Source organism: Serratia sp. PGPR-27 (genome assembly GCF_022678525.1).
Taxonomy (GTDB): Bacteria; Pseudomonadota; Gammaproteobacteria; order Enterobacterales; family Enterobacteriaceae; genus Serratia; species Serratia nematodiphila.
In genome coordinates this window covers 265,182-284,039 of sequence record NZ_JALBYS010000001.1, presented here as the reverse complement: position 1 = coordinate 284,039, position 18,858 = coordinate 265,182, and the positions used below count along the sequence as shown (strand labels likewise).

The 18,858-nt window shown below is 61.3% G+C and carries 15 protein-coding genes; 9 read left to right on the top strand and 6 right to left on the bottom strand.

Annotation, left to right across the window (positions count from 1 at the left end):
• The coding region (locus tag MMS95_RS01355; RefSeq protein ID WP_242141331.1) for a DedA family protein at nucleotides 1-369 on the bottom strand (369 nt) is incomplete at its 3' end.
• 215 nt (nucleotides 370-584) lie between these two features.
• Between MMS95_RS01355 and MMS95_RS01350 the strand changes: the two genes are divergently transcribed.
• The 3 genes from MMS95_RS01350 to rluA all read left to right on the top strand — a co-directional run bounded on the left by MMS95_RS01350 (nucleotide 585) and on the right by rluA (nucleotide 6,813).
• Nucleotides 585-2,951, top strand: coding sequence for a DNA polymerase II (locus tag MMS95_RS01350; protein ID WP_242141330.1), 2,367 nt, complete (start codon nucleotides 585-587; stop codon nucleotides 2,949-2,951).
• Nucleotides 2,952-3,198: 247 nt separating this feature from the next.
• Nucleotides 3,199-6,105 (top strand): RNA polymerase-associated protein RapA, encoded by a 2,907-nt coding sequence (gene rapA, locus MMS95_RS01345; RefSeq protein WP_015376629.1) that lies wholly within the window; start codon nucleotides 3,199-3,201, stop codon nucleotides 6,103-6,105.
• A 57-nt stretch (nucleotides 6,106-6,162) separates the two neighbouring features.
• Nucleotides 6,163-6,813, top strand: a complete 651-nt coding sequence (gene rluA, locus MMS95_RS01340) for a bifunctional tRNA pseudouridine(32) synthase/23S rRNA pseudouridine(746) synthase RluA (RefSeq protein WP_004932866.1) — start codon at nucleotides 6,163-6,165, stop codon at nucleotides 6,811-6,813.
• Between the two features lie 143 nt (nucleotides 6,814-6,956).
• On the opposite strand, the gene djlA is transcribed toward rluA, so the two are convergent.
• Entirely contained in the window at nucleotides 6,957-7,778 is an 822-nt protein-coding gene (gene djlA / locus MMS95_RS01335; RefSeq protein WP_015376627.1) for a co-chaperone DjlA, read from the bottom strand.
• Between the two features lie 228 nt (nucleotides 7,779-8,006).
• Between djlA and lptD the strand changes: the two genes are divergently transcribed.
• The 6 genes from lptD (at nucleotide 8,007) to apaH (ending at nucleotide 14,768) form a co-directional block, all read left to right on the top strand.
• Nucleotides 8,007-10,367 (top strand): LPS assembly protein LptD, encoded by a 2,361-nt coding sequence (gene lptD / locus MMS95_RS01330; RefSeq protein ID WP_048326136.1) that lies wholly within the window; start codon nucleotides 8,007-8,009, stop codon nucleotides 10,365-10,367.
• A 65-nt stretch (nucleotides 10,368-10,432) separates the two neighbouring features.
• Complete coding sequence (surA, locus tag MMS95_RS01325; protein ID WP_033631769.1) at nucleotides 10,433-11,734, top strand: peptidylprolyl isomerase SurA; 1,302 nt, start codon at nucleotides 10,433-10,435, stop codon at nucleotides 11,732-11,734.
• Nucleotides 11,721-12,713: a 4-hydroxythreonine-4-phosphate dehydrogenase PdxA gene (gene pdxA, locus MMS95_RS01320; RefSeq protein WP_156866195.1), complete on the top strand. Its 993-nt coding sequence runs from the start codon at nucleotides 11,721-11,723 to the stop codon at nucleotides 12,711-12,713. The genes surA and pdxA overlap by 14 nt, the downstream gene beginning before the upstream one ends.
• Entirely contained in the window at nucleotides 12,706-13,524 is an 819-nt protein-coding gene (gene rsmA / locus MMS95_RS01315) for a 16S rRNA (adenine(1518)-N(6)/adenine(1519)-N(6))-dimethyltransferase RsmA (protein WP_004932881.1), read from the top strand. Before pdxA ends, rsmA begins: the two co-directional genes overlap by 8 nt.
• Before the next feature lie 12 nt (nucleotides 13,525-13,536).
• Nucleotides 13,537-13,914 carry a Co2+/Mg2+ efflux protein ApaG gene (apaG, locus tag MMS95_RS01310; RefSeq protein WP_015376624.1) on the top strand — a complete coding sequence of 126 codons (378 nt, stop codon included), beginning with the start codon at nucleotides 13,537-13,539 and terminating at the stop codon, nucleotides 13,912-13,914.
• 2 nt (nucleotides 13,915-13,916) lie between these two features.
• On the top strand, nucleotides 13,917-14,768 hold the full coding sequence (gene apaH, locus MMS95_RS01305; RefSeq protein ID WP_033631768.1) for a bis(5'-nucleosyl)-tetraphosphatase (symmetrical) ApaH: 852 nt from the start codon (nucleotides 13,917-13,919) through the stop codon (nucleotides 14,766-14,768).
• Between the two features lie 46 nt (nucleotides 14,769-14,814).
• On the opposite strand, the gene MMS95_RS01300 is transcribed toward apaH, so the two are convergent.
• From MMS95_RS01300 to MMS95_RS01285, 4 genes are all read right to left on the bottom strand, one after another.
• A complete protein-coding gene (locus MMS95_RS01300) occupies nucleotides 14,815-16,704 on the bottom strand; it encodes a PhoX family phosphatase (protein ID WP_242141329.1) in 1,890 nt (629 codons plus the stop codon).
• A 180-nt stretch (nucleotides 16,705-16,884) separates the two neighbouring features.
• Entirely contained in the window at nucleotides 16,885-17,367 is a 483-nt protein-coding gene (gene folA / locus MMS95_RS01295) for a type 3 dihydrofolate reductase (RefSeq protein ID WP_033631766.1), read from the bottom strand.
• A 143-nt stretch (nucleotides 17,368-17,510) separates the two neighbouring features.
• Nucleotides 17,511-17,975 carry a threonine/serine exporter gene (locus MMS95_RS01290; protein ID WP_015376621.1) on the bottom strand — a complete coding sequence of 155 codons (465 nt, stop codon included), beginning with the start codon at nucleotides 17,973-17,975 and terminating at the stop codon, nucleotides 17,511-17,513.
• Nucleotides 17,972-18,772, bottom strand: a complete 801-nt coding sequence (locus tag MMS95_RS01285) for a threonine/serine exporter ThrE family protein (RefSeq protein WP_242141328.1) — start codon at nucleotides 18,770-18,772, stop codon at nucleotides 17,972-17,974. Before MMS95_RS01285 ends, MMS95_RS01290 begins: the two co-directional genes overlap by 4 nt.
• Nucleotides 18,773-18,858 lie beyond the last annotated feature (86 nt).

The window sequence follows — 18,858 nt, the reverse complement described above, 5'->3', positions numbered from 1 at the left end:
GCGCGTCGGGCCGACGAAGCGGCCGATCAGAATGGTCGCCATGCTGTGCTGGTGCAAGGCATGCTCGGTTTTGTCGAGCAGCGCCTTATTCTTCTTCAGGAATGACCAACGGTGTAAAGGCCCCTTGAACGCGCGGCCGACGAAATAAGAGATCCAGTCGCCGAGCAGACAGCCGACGATGCCCGCCGCCCAGGCGTAGTAAAAGTCCACCTTGCCGCTGCCGATCAGCGCGCCGATGCTGGCCATCATCACCGTGCCGGGCAGCAACAGCCCCACCAGCGCCAGCGACTCCAGAAAAGCGACCAGCAGGACGACCATCAGGGTGAAAGCCAGTGACTGGGTGATCAAATCTTGTAAATAGGCTTCCATTACACCTCTGCGGATTATTCGGGCCAAACGGGGCGGAGGATTTTCCAGCGCCGCCGCTGGCGAGTCAATCGATGAATTGTATGCGTATTTGGCAACGCCGCGCGGCGATGGACAATCACTGTATAAAAACCCATACTATAATTTATCTATATTAGCGCCAAAACCGACATCACGCTGAACGTCGCGCACGCCGCCCGGTGGAAAACGAAGGGGTTATGACTGCACTGCAACAGGGTTTCCTGCTCACTCGCCACTGGCGCGACACGCCTGCCGGCACCGAGGTCGAATTTTGGCTGGCGACCGACGCAGGCCCGCGTCAGCTGCGCCTGCCGCCGCAAACCTCGGTGGCGTTTATCCCCGCCGAACACAGGCAGCGCGCGGAACTGCTGCTGCGGGAAGAACGGCAAATCGAACTGAAACCGCTGGCGCTGACGGATTTTCATCACCGGCCGATGCTGGGGCTGTACTGCCGCCAGCACCGTCAGCTCATCAAGCTGGAAAAACTGCTGCGGGAAGGCGGCGTTGCGGTCTACGAGGCCGACATTCGCCCGCCGGAGCGCTACCTGATGGAACGCTTCATCACCGCGCCGGTATGGTTCAACGGCCAGGGCGACGACAATGGGCCGTTGCTCAGCGGCCAAATGAAGCCGGCGCCAGAGTACCGCCCAACGCTAAAACTGGTGTCGCTGGATATCGAAACCACCGCCCACGGCGAGCTTTACTCCATCGCGCTGGAAGGCTGCGGCCAGCGGCAGGTCTACATGCTGGGGCCGGCCAACGGCGGCGATACGCCGCTGGATTTCGATCTGGAGTACTGCGCCAGCCGCCCTCAGCTGCTGGAACGGCTGAACGCGTGGCTGGAACGTCACGATCCCGACGCCATCATCGGCTGGAACCTGGTGCAGTTCGATCTGCGGGTGCTGCAAAAGCACGCCGAGCGCTACCAAATCCCGCTGCGACTGGGGCGCGGCGGCAACCTGCTGGAATGGCGCGAGCATGGTTTCAAGCAGAATCACTTTTTCGCCGCCGCCGCCGGCCGCCTGATCATCGATGGCATCGAGGCGCTGAAATCCGCCACCTGGAACTTTCCCTCCTTCAGCCTGGAATACGTTTCGCAGGAACTGCTGGGCGAAGGCAAGGCGATCGACAATCCTTATCAACGCATGGCGGAGATCGACCGGCGCTTCGCGGAAGACAAGCCGGCGCTGGCTCGCTACAACCTGAAGGACTGTGAGCTGGTGACGCGCATCTTCGCCAAGGCCGACCTGCTCAACTTCCTGCTGGAGCGCGCTACCGTCACCGGGCTGGCGGCCGACCGCAGCGGCGGATCGGTGGCGGCCTTCAGCCACCTCTATATGCCGCGCATGCATCGCCTGGGCTTTGTCGCCCCCAACCTCGGCGAACAGCCGGAGGAGCATAGCCCCGGCGGCTTCGTGATGGACTCCCAACCCGGCCTGTACGATTCGGTGTTGGTACTAGACTATAAAAGCCTGTACCCGTCGATCATCCGCACCTTCCTGATCGATCCGGTCGGGTTGGTGGAAGGCATGCGCCACCCAAGCGACGCCGACTCGGTGCCCGGCTTTCGCAACGCCCGCTTCTCGCGCAGTAAACACTGCCTGCCGGCGATCGTCGAACAGATCTGGCAGGGGCGCGAGGCCGCCAAACGCCAGCACAATAAGCCGCTGTCACAGGCGCTGAAGATCATCATGAACGCGCTGTACGGCGTGCTGGGATCGAGCGGCTGCCGCTTCTTCGATCCGCGGCTGGCGTCGTCGATCACCCTGCGCGGCCACGAGATCATGCGCCAAACCCGCGAGTTGATCGAAGCCGAAGGCTATCAGGTGATTTACGGCGACACCGACTCCACCTTCGTGTGGTTGAAACAGCCGCATGACGAGCAGCAGGCGGCGCAGATCGGCCGGGCGCTGGTGCAGCGGGTCAACGCCTGGTGGCAACAGCATCTGCAGCAGCAGTTCGGGCTGGAGAACGCGCTGGAACTGGAGTTCGAAACCCACTATTCCCGCTTCCTGATGCCGACCATTCGCGGCGCCGAACAGGGCAGCAAAAAACGCTACGCCGGCCTGATCGCGCGCGCCGACGGCGAGGAAGAGATGGTGTACAAAGGGCTGGAAACGGTGCGCACCGACTGGACGCCGCTGGCGCAGCAGTTCCAGCAGCAGCTCTATCAGCGTATCTTCAAACAACAGCCCTACCAGGACTATGTGCGCGATTACGTCGGCAAAACCCTGAACGGCGACTTCGACGATCAGCTGGTGTACCGCAAACGGCTGCGCAGAAAGCTCGATGACTATCAGCGCAACGTGCCGCCGCATGCCCGCGCCGCGCGCATCGCCGACGACTACAACCGCCAACAGGGGCGGCCGCTGCAGTATCAGAACGGCGGCTGGATCAGCTACGTGATGACCGTGGCCGGGCCGGAACCGCTGGAAACCCGCCATTCGCCCATCGACTATCAGCATTACCTCGAACGCCAGCTGCAACCGGTGGCAGACGCTATACTCCCTTTCTTGCACGACGATTTCACCACGCTGGTCACCGGGCAAATGGGGCTGTTTTGAGATTGCGCCAGGTTAAGAAAAATCATCGGGTTTTGCAGGTGACGAACGCGCCGCCTTCCATTACCATAGCGCCCTTCCCAAAACTGAACCACGCTTAGCCCTGCCGTCTCGCGACGTCTGCATGGCGTGAACGGCTATTGCCCGCCAAATTTAAAACAAACCGGGATTAGCAGACGTTCAGTACAGGTGCCGCGGCCCTTCCCGCCCGGTAACAAGACTTACTTACAAAGAATCGAGCCGACAATATATGCCTTTTACTCTTGGTCAACGCTGGATCAGCGACACGGAAAGCGAATTAGGATTGGGAACCGTCGTGGCGTTGGATGCGCGCATGATTACCCTGCTTTTCCCCGCCACCGGTGAAAACCGCCTCTATGCCAGAAACGATTCGCCGATCACCCGCGTGATGTTCAACCCGGGCGATACCGTCAGCAGCCACGAGGGCTGGCAGCTGCAGGTGGAAGAGGTGAAAGAGGAAAACGGTCTGTTGACCTATATCGGCACCCGCCTGGACACTCAGGAAAGCGGCGTGGCGATGCGCGAGGTGCTGCTGGACAGTAAGCTGACCTTCAGCAAACCACAGGATCGCCTGTTCGCCGGCCAAATCGACCGCATGGACCGTTTCGCGCTGCGTTTTCGCGCCCGCAAATACCAGAGCGAGCAGTATCGCCTGCCGTTCGCCGGCCTGCGCGGCATGCGCGCCAGCCTGATCCCGCACCAGCTGCACATCGCTCATGAAGTCGGCCAGCGCCATGCGCCGCGCGTTCTGCTGGCGGACGAAGTCGGCCTCGGCAAAACCATCGAAGCCGGCATGATCATCCACCAGCAACTGCTGGCGGGCCGCGCCGAGCGCGTGCTGATTGTGGTGCCGGAAACGCTGCAGCACCAGTGGCTGGTGGAGATGATGCGCCGCTTCAACCTCTACTTCTCGCTGTTCGACGACAGCCGCTACGCCGAAGCCAAGCTCGACAGCAGCAACCCGTTTGAGACCGAACAGTTGGTGATCTGCTCGCTGGACTTCGTGCGCCGCAACAAGCAGCGCCTGGAAGAGCTGGCGGACGCCCAGTGGGATCTGCTGGTGGTCGATGAAGCGCACCACCTGGCCTGGAGCGAAGAGGCGCCAAGCCGCGAATATCAGGTGATCGAACAGCTGGCCGAGCATATCCCCGGCGTGCTGCTGCTGACCGCCACCCCGGAACAGCTCGGTCAACAGAGCCACTTTGCGCGCCTGCGCCTGCTCGACCCGAACCGTTTCCACGACTACGGCGAGTTCGTCGCCGAGCAGCAGAAATACCGTCCGGTGGCCGACGCCGTCACCCTGCTGCTGAGCGGTGAACGCCTGGCCGACGACAAGCTTAACCTGCTGGGCGAGCTGATCGACGAGCAGGACATCGAGCCGCTGCTCAAAGCCGCCAACAGCGAAGGCGACAACGCCGAGCAGGCGCGTCAGGAGCTGGTTTCGATGCTGATGGATCGCCACGGCACCAGCCGCGTGCTGTTCCGCAACACCCGTAACGGCGTGAAGGGCTTCCCGCACCGCAACCTGCACCAGATCAAGCTGCCGCTGCCGACCCAATATCAGACCGCGATCAAAGTGTCCGGCATCATGGGCGCCAAAAAGTCCGTCGAAGCCCGCGCGCGCGACATGCTGTACCCGGAGCAAATCTACCAGGAATTCGAAGGCGAAAACGCCACCTGGTGGAACTTCGACCCGCGCGTCGAGTGGCTGCTGGATTACCTGCTGGCCAACCGCAACGAAAAAGTGCTGGTGATCTGCGCCAAAGCCGACACCGCGCTGCAGCTGGAGCAGGTGCTGCGCGAGCGTGAAGCGATCCGCGCCGCGGTGTTCCACGAAGGGCTGTCGATCATCGAGCGCGACCGCGCCGCCGCCTACTTCGCCTCCGAAGAAGAAGGCGCGCAGGTGCTGCTGTGTTCCGAGATCGGTTCCGAAGGCCGCAACTTCCAGTTCGCCAGCCAGCTGGTGATGTTCGATCTGCCGTTCAACCCGGATCTGCTGGAGCAGCGTATCGGCCGTCTGGACCGTATCGGCCAGATGCACGATATCCAAATCATGGTGCCTTACCTGGAGCACACCGCGCAGGCGGTGCTGGGCCGCTGGTTCCACGAAGGGCTCGACGCCTTCGAACACACCTGCCCGACCGGCCGCACCATCTACGACAGCTGCTACGAGCAGTTGATCGGCTATCTGGCCGCGCCGACCGAGCAGGAAGGCCTGGACGAATTCATCCACGCCTGCCGCCAGCAGCATGACCAGTTGAAAGCGCAGCTGGAACAGGGCCGCGATCGCCTGCTGGAGATGCACTCCAACGGCGGCGACAAAGCCCAGGCGCTGGCCGCCGCCATCGCCGAGCAGGATAACGACGTCAACCTGGTGGGCTTCGCGCTCAACCTGTTCGACATCGTCGGCATCAATCAGGAAGACCGCAGCGACAACCTGATCGTGCTCACGCCGTCCGACCATATGCTGGTGCCGGACTTCCCGGGCCTGCCGCAGGACGGCTGCACCGTCACCTTCGATCGCGATCGGGCGCTGTCGCGCGAAGACGCGCAGTTCGTCAGCTGGGAACACCCGATCATCCGCAACGGTCTGGATCTGATCCTGTCCGGCGACACCGGCAGCTGCGCAGTGTCCCTGTTGAAAAACAAAGCGTTGCCGGTGGGCACCCTGCTGGTTGAGCTGGTGTACGTGGTGGAAGCCCAGGCGCCGAAGCACCTGCAGCTGACCCGCTTCCTGCCGCCGACGCCGATCCGCATGCTGATGGACCGCAAGGGCACCAACCTGGCGGCGCAGGTCGAGTTCGAAAGCTTCAACCGCCAGTTGAACGCGGTCAACCGCCACACCTCCAGCAAGCTGGTCAATGCCGTGCAGCAAGACGTGCACGCCATGCTGCAGCAGGCGGAAAGCCTGGTGGAAGCGCAGGCGCGCACGCTTATCGAACAAGCGAAGCAAGAGGCTGACGACAAGCTGAGCGCCGAGCTGGCGCGTCTGGAAGCGCTGAAGGCGGTCAACCCGAACATCCGCGACGACGAAGTCGAAGCGCTGGAGTTCAACCGCCGTCAGGTGCTGGCCAACCTCAATGAAGCCGGCTGGCGCCTGGACGCCATTCGTCTGGTGGTGGTCACCCACCAGTAACCGGCGCGACATGGGGAGGCCACCGTCTCCCCGGTCGGCCCTTTTCGCGGAGCCAAGATGGAACCCTACAATCCCCCGCAGGACCCGCTGCACATCCTGTATCAGGATGAACACATCATGGTGGTCAACAAGCCCAGCGGCTTGCTGTCGGTGCCCGGCCGCGCGCCGGAAAACAAAGACAGCCTGATGACCCGCATTCAGGCCGATCATCCGGCCGCCGAATCGGTGCACCGGCTGGACATGGCCACCAGCGGGGTGATCGTGGTGGCGCTCAACAAGGCCGCCGAGCGTGAGCTGAAGCGTCAATTCCGCGAACGCGAGCCGAAGAAATCCTATATCGCCCGCGTTTGGGGGCATATGGAACATGACGAAGGACTGGTGGATTTGCCGCTGATCTGCGATTGGCCGAACCGGCCGCTGCAAAAGGTGTGTTTTGACACCGGCAAAGCGGCGCAAACCGAGTATCTGGTGCTGTCGCGAGACGCCGATGGCAGCACGCGCGTGAAGCTGACGCCGATCACCGGCCGTTCACATCAGCTGCGGGTGCACATGCTGGCGCTGGGGCACCCGATCCTCGGCGACGGTTTCTACGCCCCACCGGAGGCTAAGGCGATGGCGCCACGGCTACAGCTGCATGCACAAGAGTTGCGCATCACCCACCCCGCTTTCCAGACGCCGATGCACTTTCGCGCCGAACCGGATTTCTGAGCTCATCACCCAGGGATACCCTAAATAATTCGAGTTGCAGGAAGGCGGCAACTAAGCGCAGCCCCGGGAGCATACAAAAAGTACGTGACCGGGGTAAGCGCGGGCAGCCAACACACCTGCAGCTCGAAGTATGACGGGTATCGTTATTTAAAACCTTTCTCGCGTTTGATCAGGTCGTACGCCGCCTGGATCTCCTGCGCTTTCTGCTTGGCCATTTCCATCATCTGCGGCGGCAAGCCTTTCGCCACCAGCTTATCCGGATGGTGTTCGCTCATCAGCTTGCGGTAGGCGCGTTTGATGGTGGCGGCATCGTCGCTGCTGCGCACGCCGAGCACCTTGCAGGCATCGTCGAGCGTCGGGCCGCGCTGAGCCTGCTGATAGCCGCCCTGCGAATACCCGCCCTGCTGACCGCCGCCGAACTGACGCCCGCCCTCCATCATGCTGAGGAACTGATCGAACTGCGCGCGCGAAATGCCCAGCTCTTCGGCGATGACATACAGCACCTGACGTTCGTTCGGGTGCAGCGAGCCGTCGGCAAACGCCGCCTGAATCTGAATTTCCAGAAACATCCGAATCAGATCGAAGCGGCCGAAACAGATGCTGCGAAACTGCTGCAGCGTCTCACGCAGCGGGAACTGGCTCTGTTTGCCCTCGCGGAACGCCTGCTGCGCCGCGGTGCGCGCTTCGCCGTGCAGTTGCAGGCGATCCATAAACAGGCTGGCGATCTGGATATCCGCCTCGGTAACGCGTCCCTTGGATTTGGTCAGGTGGCCCATCACCTGAAAAGTGGTGCGGAAAAACAGCGTTTGCCGCGTTTGCTGGTCGGTGAAAAACCCCCGGCTGCGCTTGTTGCTGCGCGCCGTATCGATCATATGACCGATAATCAGCCCCAGAACTACACCCCAGAATCCCGCGCCAGACCAGATGGCGACGATGACGCCGAGCAGTTTTCCCCAATACTGCATATACTCCTCAATTATCATGCCGAAAGCCGCCCGCTCTCCTTCGCTTCAGGAAAGGGCGCAGGCGATTTTTCCTAGAATTTGGATTATCATACCTGTCATTTATCTTTGCGCCTAACGACGACGCAAGTAAACGGCTGGATTTAGCACTAGCGCAACGCAGATGAGTAATATAGTCTCTGACCGTTTGCCGGACACGACGCCTCTGATGACGGAACACCAAAACCGCGTATGAAAAAAAGTTTCCCAACACTGCTGGCCACGATGATTTGGACGGCACTCTACAGTCAGCATGCGCTGGCTGATCTGGCCGAGCAATGCATGCTTGGCGTTCCCGTTTACGACAAGCCTTTGGTCAGCGGCGATCCGAACAGCCAGCCGGTGACCATCAATGCCGATGACTCGCGCGCCGACTACCCGAAAAGCGCCCTGTTCAGCGGCAACGTGCATATCGAGCAGGGCAACAGCACCCTGACCGCCAAAGAAGTTGAGCTGAACCAGACGCAAAACCCTGGCCAGACGGAACCGGTGCGCACCGTCACCGCCACCGGCGACGTGCACTACAGCGACAATCAGATCAAACTGAAAGGCCCTAAGGCCTGGTCGAACCTGAATACCAAAGATACCGACGTCTATGAAGGCGACTACCAGATGGTCGGCCGTCAGGGGCGCGGCGACGCCGACAAGATGAAAATGCGCGGCGCCAACCGTTACACCATTCTGGAAAACGGCACCTTTACCTCCTGTCTGCCGGGCGACGACAGCTGGAGCGTGGTCGGTTCCGAAGTGATCCACGATCGCGAAGAGCAGGTGGCGGAAGTGTGGAATGCCCGCTTCCGCATCGGCGGCGTGCCGGTGTTCTACAGCCCATACCTGCAATTGCCGGTCGGCGACAAGCGCCGTTCCGGTTTCCTGATCCCGAACGCCAAGTACGGCAGCAACAACGGCTTCGAGTTCATGTTGCCGTACTACTGGAACATCGCGCCGAACTACGATGCCACCATCACGCCACACTATATGTCCAAGCGCGGCCTGCAGTGGCAGACCGAGTTCCGCTATCTGGTACAGCCGGGCCTCGGCCTGATGGAGTTCGACTGGCTGCCGGACGATAAGGAATACGGCAAAGATCATGACGACAGCAAACGCTGGCTGTTCTACTGGAACCACAACGGCGTCATGGATCAGGTGTGGCGCTTCAACGTCGACTACACCAAGGTCAGCGATTCCAAATACTTCACCGATCTGGACTCCAAGTACGGTTCCACTACCGACGGCTACGCCACGCAGAAATTCAGCCTCGGCTACGCCAACGAAAACTGGAACGCCACGCTGAGCTCCAAGCAGTTCCAGATTTACGACGATACCGATCGTTCACAGTCGGAGTCGTATAAAGTCCAGCCGCAGCTGGATCTGAACTATTACAAGAACGACCTCGGCCCGTTCGATTTCCATATTTACGGCCAGGCTGCCAAGTTCACCAGCGTCAACCCGTACAGCCCGGATGCCACCCGTCTGCATATGGAGCCAACGCTGAGTCTGCCGCTCACCAACGGCTGGGCCAGCCTGAACACCGAAGCCAAAGTGATGGCGACCCACTACCAGCAGGATATTCCTGACGGTTTCGCCGCTAACTACCAGAACCGCAAAGGCGCCGCAGCACCGGATCTTGATGACTCGGTCAACCGCGTATTGCCTCAATTCAAGGTCGACGGCAAGCTAGTGTTCGAGAGGCCGATGATCTGGGCCGAAGGCGCCACCCAGACGCTGGAGCCGCGCGTGCAGTACCTGTACGTGCCGTACCGCGATCAGAGCAACATTTACACCTACGACACCACGCTGCTGCAGACCGACTACTCCGGCCTGTTCCGCGACCGCACCTACAGCGGCCTGGATCGCATCGCTTCGCAGAACCGCGTCTCTACCGGTTTGACCACGCGCATTTATGATGACGCGCTGGTGGAACGTTTTAACGCTTCCGTGGGTCAAATCTACTACTTCAGCCGTTCGCGAACCGGTGACCAGATGACCGGTTACGACAACAACGACGACACCGGCAGCGTGGCCTGGGCCGGCGATACCTATTGGAAAATCGACGATCGTTGGGGCCTGCGCGGTGGCCTGCAGTATGACACCCGCCTGAACAGCGTCTCGCTGGGCAACGGCGTGGTGGAATACCGCCAGGACGCCGAGCGCGTGGTGCAGCTGAACTACCGTTACGCCACGCCGGAATACATCCAGACGGCGTTGAACACCAAAACGGTTCCGGCCTTCCAGGACGGCATCTCGCAGGTGGGCATCACCGGCAGTTGGCCGATCGCCGATCGTTGGGCGGTCGTCGGGGCGTACTACTACGACACCCGCGCCAAACAATCCGCCGATCAACTGGTGGGGCTGAAGTACAACACCTGCTGCTGGGCGGTGACCCTGGGCTATGAGCGCAAGATCACCGACTGGAACAACAGCAACAATACCAGCGTTTACGACAACAGAGTTTCGTTCAACGTCGAACTGCGCGGCCTGAGCAGCGATCATAGTCTCGGCTCCGCAGAAATGCTGCGCTCCGGCATTCTGCCGTATCAGCGCGCATTCTGACGCTTTGCAACACTTTGAAAACGAGAACTTTCACCCGCATTTGCGGATTACATAATGGGAAATGTATGAAGAACTGGAGAACGCTTATTCTCGGATTGGTGGTTTGCGCCAATGCCGCGTTCGCAGCACCCCAAGAAGTGGATAAAGTCGCCGCCGTCGTGGATAACGGCGTGGTACTCGAAAGCGACGTCAACGGTCTGTTGCAGTCAGTCAAGCTCAACGCCCAGCAGGCCGGCCAACAGTTGCCGGACGACAAGACGCTGCGCCATCAGATCATCGAACGGCTGATCATGGATAACATCCAGCTGCAGATGGCCAAGAAAATGGGCATTACCGTGTCCGACGCCGAGCTGGACAAAGCGATCGCCAACATCGCCGCGCAGAACCGCATGAGCGTCGATCAGCTGCGCAGCCGCCTGTCGTACGAAGGGTTGAACTACAACACCTACCGTTCGCAGATCCGCAAAGAGATGCTGATTTCCGAAGTGCGTAACAACGAAGTGCGCCGCCGCGTCACCATCCTGCCTCAGGAAGTGGACGCACTGGCCAAACAGGTGGGCGCGCAGAACGGCAGCGACACCGAAATGAACATCAGCCACATCCTGATCCCGCTGCCGGAAAACCCGTCGCAGCAGCAGGTCGACAAAGCCGAAGAGCTGGCCAAACGCCTGGTGGGTGAGATCAACAGCGGTGCCGACTTCGGCAAGCTGGCGATCACCTACTCCGCCGATTCTCAGGCGCTGAAAGGCGGCAACATGGGCTGGGGCAAGCTGCAAGAGATCCCGACCCTGTTCGCTGAACGTCTGGTTAGCGCCAAGAAAGGCGACGTCGTCGGCCCAATCCGTTCCGGCGTCGGCTTCCACATCCTGAAAGTCAACGATATCCGCGGCGCCAGCCAGTCGGTGTCGGTCACCGAAGTGCACGCCCGTCACATCCTGCTGAAGCCTTCTGTGGTGCTGACTGACGATCAGGCGCGCGCCAAGCTGCAATCCGTTGCGGAAGCGATCAAGAGCGGCCGCGCCAAATTCGCCGACGAAGCCAAACAGCTGTCGCAGGATCCGGGTTCCGCCATGCAGGGCGGCGATCTGGGCTGGGCCTCCCCGGACATCTACGATCCGGCCTTCCGCGATGCGTTGCTGAAGCTGAGCAAAGGTGAAATCAGCGCGCCGGTCCACTCTTCCTTCGGTTGGCACCTGATTCAGCTGCTGGATACCCGTCAGGTGGATAAGACCGACGCCGCGCAGAAAGATCGCGCTTACCGCATGCTGTTCAACCGTAAGTTCGCCGAAGAGGCGCAGACCTGGATGCAGGAACAGCGCGCCCAGGCTTACGTGAAGATCCTCGATGGCAGCGATGCACAGCAATAAACGCGTCGTCATTACCCCCGGCGAACCCGCCGGGGTGGGGCCGGATTTGGTAGCCGCCCTGGCGCAACAGGATTGGCCTGTTGAGCTGGTGGTGTGCGCCGATCCGGCCCTGCTGCTTGAACGCGCCAAGCGTTTGGGCCTGCCGCTGACGCTGCGCGACTACCAACCGCAGCAACCGGCCGAGGCGCAACGCGCCGGCACGCTGACCGTGCTGCCGGTGTCACTCGCTCAGCCGGTCACCGCCGGTGAACTGAACGTCGGCAACAGCGCCTACGTGGTGGAAACCCTGGCGCGCGCCTGCGACGGCTGCCTGAACGGCGAATTTGCCGCTCTGATCACCGGCCCGGTGAACAAAGGCGTGATCAACGACGCCGGCGTGCCGTTTATCGGCCATACCGAATTCTTTGCCGAGCGCAGCCGCTGCGATCGCGTGGTGATGATGCTCGCGACCGAAGAGCTGCGCGTGGCGCTGGCGACCACCCACCTGCCGCTGCTGGCGGTGCCGGGCGCCATCACGCAGCAGAGCCTGTTCGAAGTCGTTCGCATTCTCGACCACGATCTGAAAACCAAATTTGGCATCGCTCAGCCGCACATTTACGTCTGCGGTCTGAATCCCCACGCCGGGGAAGGCGGCCATATGGGGCGCGAAGAGATAGACACCATCATCCCGGCGCTCGACGCGCTGCGCGCTGACGGTATCCATCTGATCGGCCCGCTGCCGGCGGACACCCTGTTCCAGCCCAAATATCTGCAAGATGCCGATGCGGTGCTGGCGATGTATCACGATCAGGGGCTGCCGGTGCTAAAATACCAAGGGTTCGGCCGCGCGGTGAATATCACCCTCGGTTTGCCTTTCATACGCACCTCGGTCGACCACGGTACCGCTCTGGAACTGGCCGGCACCGGCACCGCCGATGTCGGCAGTTTCCAAACGGCCCTGAATCTCGCCATTAAAATGATAATTAATTGTAATGAATAACAGAGTCCACCAAGGGCACTTTGCCCGCAAACGCTTTGGACAAAACTTTTTAACCGATCAGTTTGTCATCGATAGCATTGTCTCCGCCATTCACCCGCAGCCGGGCGAAGCGGTGGTCGAGATCGGCCCCGGCCTCGGCGCCTTGACCGAGCCGGTTGGCGCGCGCATGGACCGCATGACGGTGATCGAACTGGACCGCGATCTGGCCACCCGGTTGGAGAACCACCCGCGGCTGAAAGACAAGCTGACCATCCGCCAGCAGGACGCCATGACGGTGAATTTCGCCGAACTGGCCGAGGAAGCTGGCCAACCGCTGCGCGTATTTGGTAACCTGCCGTACAATATTTCGACGCCGCTGATGTTCCACCTTTTCAGCTATACTCAGGCAATCCGCGACATGCACTTTATGTTGCAAAAAGAGGTGGTCAACCGTCTGGTGGCCGGCCCGAACAGCAAGGCCTACGGGCGTTTGACCGTGATGGCGCAGTACTACTGCAACGTCATTCCGGTGCTGGAAGTGCCGCCGACCGCGTTCGCGCCGCCGCCGAAGGTCGATTCTGCCGTGGTGCGCCTGGTCCCGCACACCGAGCTGCCGAACCCGGTGGGCGACGTGCGCATGCTGAGCCGCATCACCACGCAGGCGTTCAACCAGCGGCGGAAAACCATCCGCAACAGCCTGGGCGACCTGTTCACGCCGGAGCAGCTGACGGAGCTGGGCGTCGATCCTTCGCTCAGAGCAGAGAATATTTCTGTGGCGCAGTACTGCAAGCTGGCGAACTGGCTGTCAGCCAATCCGGCGCCGCAGCAATAAGGAGTTGTTGTCATGATTGATTCGCCCCGCGTGTGTATTCAGGTTCAGAGCATCTATGTGGAATCACAGTCGATCCCTGAAGAAGAGCGTTACGTCTTCGCCTATACCATCACCATCCGCAATCTGGGGCGGACCAACGTGCAACTGCTGGGCCGTTACTGGCTGATCACCAACAGCAACGGCCGCCAAACCGAAGTCCAGGGCGAAGGCGTGATCGGCGAACAGCCCGTCATTCCGCCCGGTGGAGAGTTTCAGTACACCAGCGGCGCCATTCTGGAAACGCCGCTGGGCACCATGGAAGGCCATTACGAAATGGTTGACCATCAGGGTCAGCCGTTCCGCACCGCTATTCCCGTGTTCCGCTTAGCCATTCCAACGCTGATCCATTAATTATGTCGACATACCTTATCGGCGACGTTCACGGCTGTTTCGATGAACTGAAGTCGCTGCTGGCTCAGGTTGCGTTCGATCCCGAGCGCGATCAACTGTGGCTGACCGGCGATCTGGTGGCGCGCGGCCCCGCCTCGCTGGACGTGCTGCGCTACGTGCGTTCGCTCGGTCCGGCGGTGCGCATGGTGCTGGGCAACCACGATCTGCACCTGCTGGCGGTCTACGCCGGCATCAGCCGCAACAAACCCAAAGATCGCATCACCCCGCTGCTGGAGGCGCCTGACGCCGACGAGTTGATCAACTGGCTGCGCCGCCAACCGGTGCTGCAGGTGGATGATGAGCAAAAGCTGGTGATGGCGCACGCCGGCATCACCCCGCAGTGGGATATCGACACCGCGAAAATGTGCGCGCGCGAAGTGGAAGCGGTATTGAGCAGCGACAGCTATCCGCTGTTCCTCGATGCCATGTACGGCGACATGCCGAACAACTGGGCGCCGGAGCTGAGCGGCCTGGCGCGCCTGCGTTTCAGCACCAATGCGTTCACGCGCATGCGCTACTGCTTCCCCAACGGCCAGCTCGACATGATCTGCAAAGATGCGCCGGGCAGCGCGCCGGCGCCGCTGAAGCCGTGGTTCGAACTGCCGCGCCTGGTGGATCCGGAATACACCATCATCTTCGGCCACTGGGCCTCGCTCGAAGGCAAGGGCACGCCGGAAGGCGTGATCGGGCTGGATACCGGCTGCTGCTGGGGCGGCGACCTGACGATGCTGCGCTGGGAAGACCGTCGTTACTTCACGCAGCCCGCCAATCGCGGCGAGGCGCCTGGCCACGCCGGCAGACTGGCCGCATCCTGAAAATACAAAGGCGGCCCCGTGGCCGCCTTTGTTCCACTTTATCGCCTTACGCCCCAATCACCCCGCCATCTTCACGCGTGATCATCAATACCGATGAACGCGGGCGCGGGCTGTTGTTCGGGAAGTGCGAATCGCCCTCTTCTCCGGGATGCTGTACGTTGACGAACATCGTCTTGTAGTCCGGGGTGAAGGTGATGCCGGTCAGTTCGCAGGACTTCGGCCCCACCATGAAACGGCGGATCTCGCCGCTGACCGGATCGCCCACCAGCATCTGGTTGTTGCCCTGCCCGACATAATCGCCCTTGTTGCTGTACTTGCCGTCGGTGAGGATCCACAGGCGGCCGGCGCGATCGAAGCCCAGCCCGTCCGGGCTGTTGAAGGTATTTTCCGCCGTGATGTTCGGCGTGCCGCGGTTGACGCCTTCAGGGTGGGCGATCGGGTTGCCGCACAGCGCATAGATGTCCCAGGCGAAGACGTCGGCGGTGGCGTCGCCGCCCTCGTCCCAGCGAATGATTTGGCCATAGATATTGTTAGGCCGCGGGTTGGCGGCGTTCAGCGGCATCCCTTCCTCACCGCGCTTGCTGTTGTTGGTCAGCGTACAGTACGCGCGGCCGTCATGCGGGTTCACCGCGATCCACTCCGGGCGATCCATTTTGGTGGCGCCAACCTGCTGCGCCGCCTTGCGGGCGAAGATCAGCACTTCGGCCTCGTCGCGGAAGCCGTTCTCCGGCGTCAGGCCGTTTTTGCCGAACTCGAGCGCAATCCAGCGCCCTTTGCCCTTCAGCGGCGTGCCGGCTTCATCGCCGTCGAACTGCGCCACGTACAGCGTCCCCTCGTCCAGCAGCGTGCGATTGTTGGCCGGATTGGCGGCGTCGACCACGCCTTTGGAGACGTATTTATAGATATGTTCGCCGCGCTCGTCGTCGCCCATGTACACCACCAGGCGGCCGTCTTTGGCCACGGTCACCGCCGCGTTTTCATGTTTGAAGCGGCCGAGCGCGGTGTGCTTGATGGGCGTCGAGGCCGGATTCAGCGGATCGATCTCGACGATCCAGCCGTGGCGGTTGAATTCGTTGGGGTTCTTCGCCACATCGAAGCGCTCATCATAGTCCGGCCAGTTGCGCTCCGGTTCGCTGGCCTTCAGCGTGTAGCGCTTCTGTTCCGGCGTGGTGCGATAATCGGCCTGACGGGTGCCGAAATAGGTATCGAAGTTTTCCTCGCAGGTCAGATAGGTCCCCCACGGCGTCTTGCCGTTGGCGCAATTGCCAAAGGTGCCCAACACCTTGCGGCCACTCGGATCGGCGGCGGTCTGCAGCAGCGGGTGCCCGGCGGCCGGGCCGCTGAACTGCATTTCGCTGTTGGCGGTGATGCGGCGGTTATAGCGCGACGGGCGTTCCACCTCCCAGCGCTGGCCGTCGCCGACCCGCTTGACCGCCACAATGGAGACGCCGTGCGCCGCCTGTGACTTGCGCACCTCTTCCAGGCTGGTGGCTTTGGCGCCGCCGTGGGCGAACAGATACTGTTCGTTGACGTATTCGTTATTGATGGCCATCACGCCGTGATTGTCATCGATAGGGAAGAAGCTCATGCCGTCATTGTTGTCGCCAAACTGTTTTTCCTGATCGGCGGCGCTGTTGTTGCCCTGCGGATCGAAGGCCGGCGCGCCGTCCACCAGCGGCTCGCCCCAGGAGATCAGCACCTCCGCGCGGTAGCCCGGCGCGATGGTCACCTCGTCGGCGGTAGATGCGGCGATGCCCTGAAAGCCCAGCAGCCTGTTCGGCGGCAGATCCTCGGCCAACGCCTCGGCGGAGACCGACCAGATGCCACCGCCGAGAAAGCCGGCCAGGCCGACGGCGCCGGCGCTGCCGAGCAACAGCTTGCGGCGAGAGGGATCGATCAGGCGGTCGGCGTCTAATTGCTCAATTTGCTTGGTCATAACGTGGTTACCTTTTTAGTTATGGCGCCGCGGTCAAGATTCACCAGAGTTGCCGTGGCGCTCGGAGTTGGGCTTCATACTAATCAGGTAATGTGACGGAAAGGTTACGAATGACCGGCGTAAAAAGGCCGGGGGCGCAATTGCTTGCGCCCCCGGGGATAACTGGCTAACGCGCTGAGATCAGCGGCGCTGCAGGATTTCGAAACAGTAGCTGTGCGAGTTCAGATTGTCGGCGTCGTGGAATTCGCTGAATGTGGTTTCCCACTCGTCCGGCTCGTAATCCGGGAAGTGGGTATCGCCGCCGACTTCGGCGTCGATGTGCGTCAGGTACAGACGGTCGGCGCGCGGCAGCAACTGGGTATAGATGCGCCCACCGCCGATCACCATCACTTCTTCCACCTCGCCCGCGGCGGCCAGCGCCTCATCCAGCGAGGTTACCCAGGTCACCCCGGCTTCGTTGCCCGGGCGGCTGCTCAAAACGATATTGTGGCGGCCCGGCAGCGGGCGGCCGATGGACTCGAAGGTCTTGCGGCCCATAATAACCGGCTTATTCAACGTGTTGCGTTTAAACCACGCAAGGTCCGCCGGCAGGTGCCACGGCATGGCGTTTTCCATGCCAATAACGCGATCCGCCGCCAAGGCAGCGATCAGGCTGATAATCATTGTTTAACCCTGTGTAGGCAGCAAAATTGGTGACACTATACGTAAAGGCCTGAGTGCCGTCGATAGGCTAATCAAGCAAGATGAATATATAAGATAGCTCTTATCAGCATATCTAATAACCAACGTTCTTCCGCCGGGAAATTTCACACGCCGGGGCGTTTGCGGTACAGCCACAGGCCCGGTAACGACAGGCCGATCGACAAGGCACCGACGATAAAACTGGCCTTAAGGAAGTTGGTGATCATGGTCTCCATCAGGGCCTCGCTGTAGCCCAGATGCGAGATCTCCACCACAGTTATCATCGCGGTATAGGCGGAAATGCCGGGGAACATCGGGATCACCGCCGCCACGGTGAACACCTTCGGATGCGCCAGCAGCCAGCGCGACCAGTAGATGCCGATGATGCCGATCAGGATCGCCGCCAGCAGCGAGGCCCACTCGATGTTCATGCCGGCATGCATCATCAGCATGCGCGAACCGCGCCCGATAGCCCCGAGCAATGCGCAATAGCGCAGCGCACGCAGCGGCACGTTAAACACCATGGCGAAGCCCAGCGCCGGCACCGCCGCCAACAGCATCTCCTGCAACAAGGCCCACAACAGATTCATGACCACCCCCGCAGATCCCACAGCGACATCGCCATCACTACCCCGATACAGGTCGCCAGCGTCAGCAGGCTGGCCATCGCCCAGCGCGCCAGCCCGGTATTCACATGCCCCTTGAACATGTCGGCCACCGCGTTGATCAGCGGGAAGCCCGGCACCAGCAGCAGCACGCTGGCGGCCATCGCCACGCTCGAGGTTTCTTTAAACGCCGGCAGGCGCAGCAGCAGTCCGGAGATCGACGTCGCGACAAATGCCGTCAGGCAGAAATTGATCAGCGGATTCATCTGGCGGGCGGTGAGGATTTGGCGCACCAACATCGCCGTGCCGCTGGCGATAAAGGTCACCAGGAAGGCGTCGCCGCCACCGCCGTTGAGCATGCTGAAGCACCCGCAGGACAGCCCCACCATCAATACCACCAGCCAGCGCGGGTAGCGCAGCGGCCGGATCCTTTCAAAGCGGCGCGCCACGTCGTGCGCATCCGCCAGGCGATGCTCGGCGAGGATCACGATATGCTGCACTTCGGTCACCACCTGCATATTGATGCCGCGATCGACGTTCTTGCGGGTGGTGGTCAGACAGGCGCCGTGGCTAAGAGTGGTCAATACCACCGCATTGGCGGAGATCGAACTTTCCACGCTGTCCATGCCCAGCGCCAGTCCCAAGCGAGTTGATAACTGTTCCACCACCGTGCTCTCGGCGCCGTGCTGCAACAGCAGCAACGCGCATTGAATGCACAGTCGGGTGATTTCACGCTGTTGCCGGTGCGGTTCCGGCCTGTCTGTGGCGGTAGTCTGCTGCATGGTGCTCCGTCGCGGGCGGTAGATGAATTATTATCATAGAGCCTAACAATACCTCATTGGGTTGATGCGCATCAGAGGAAGCGGCG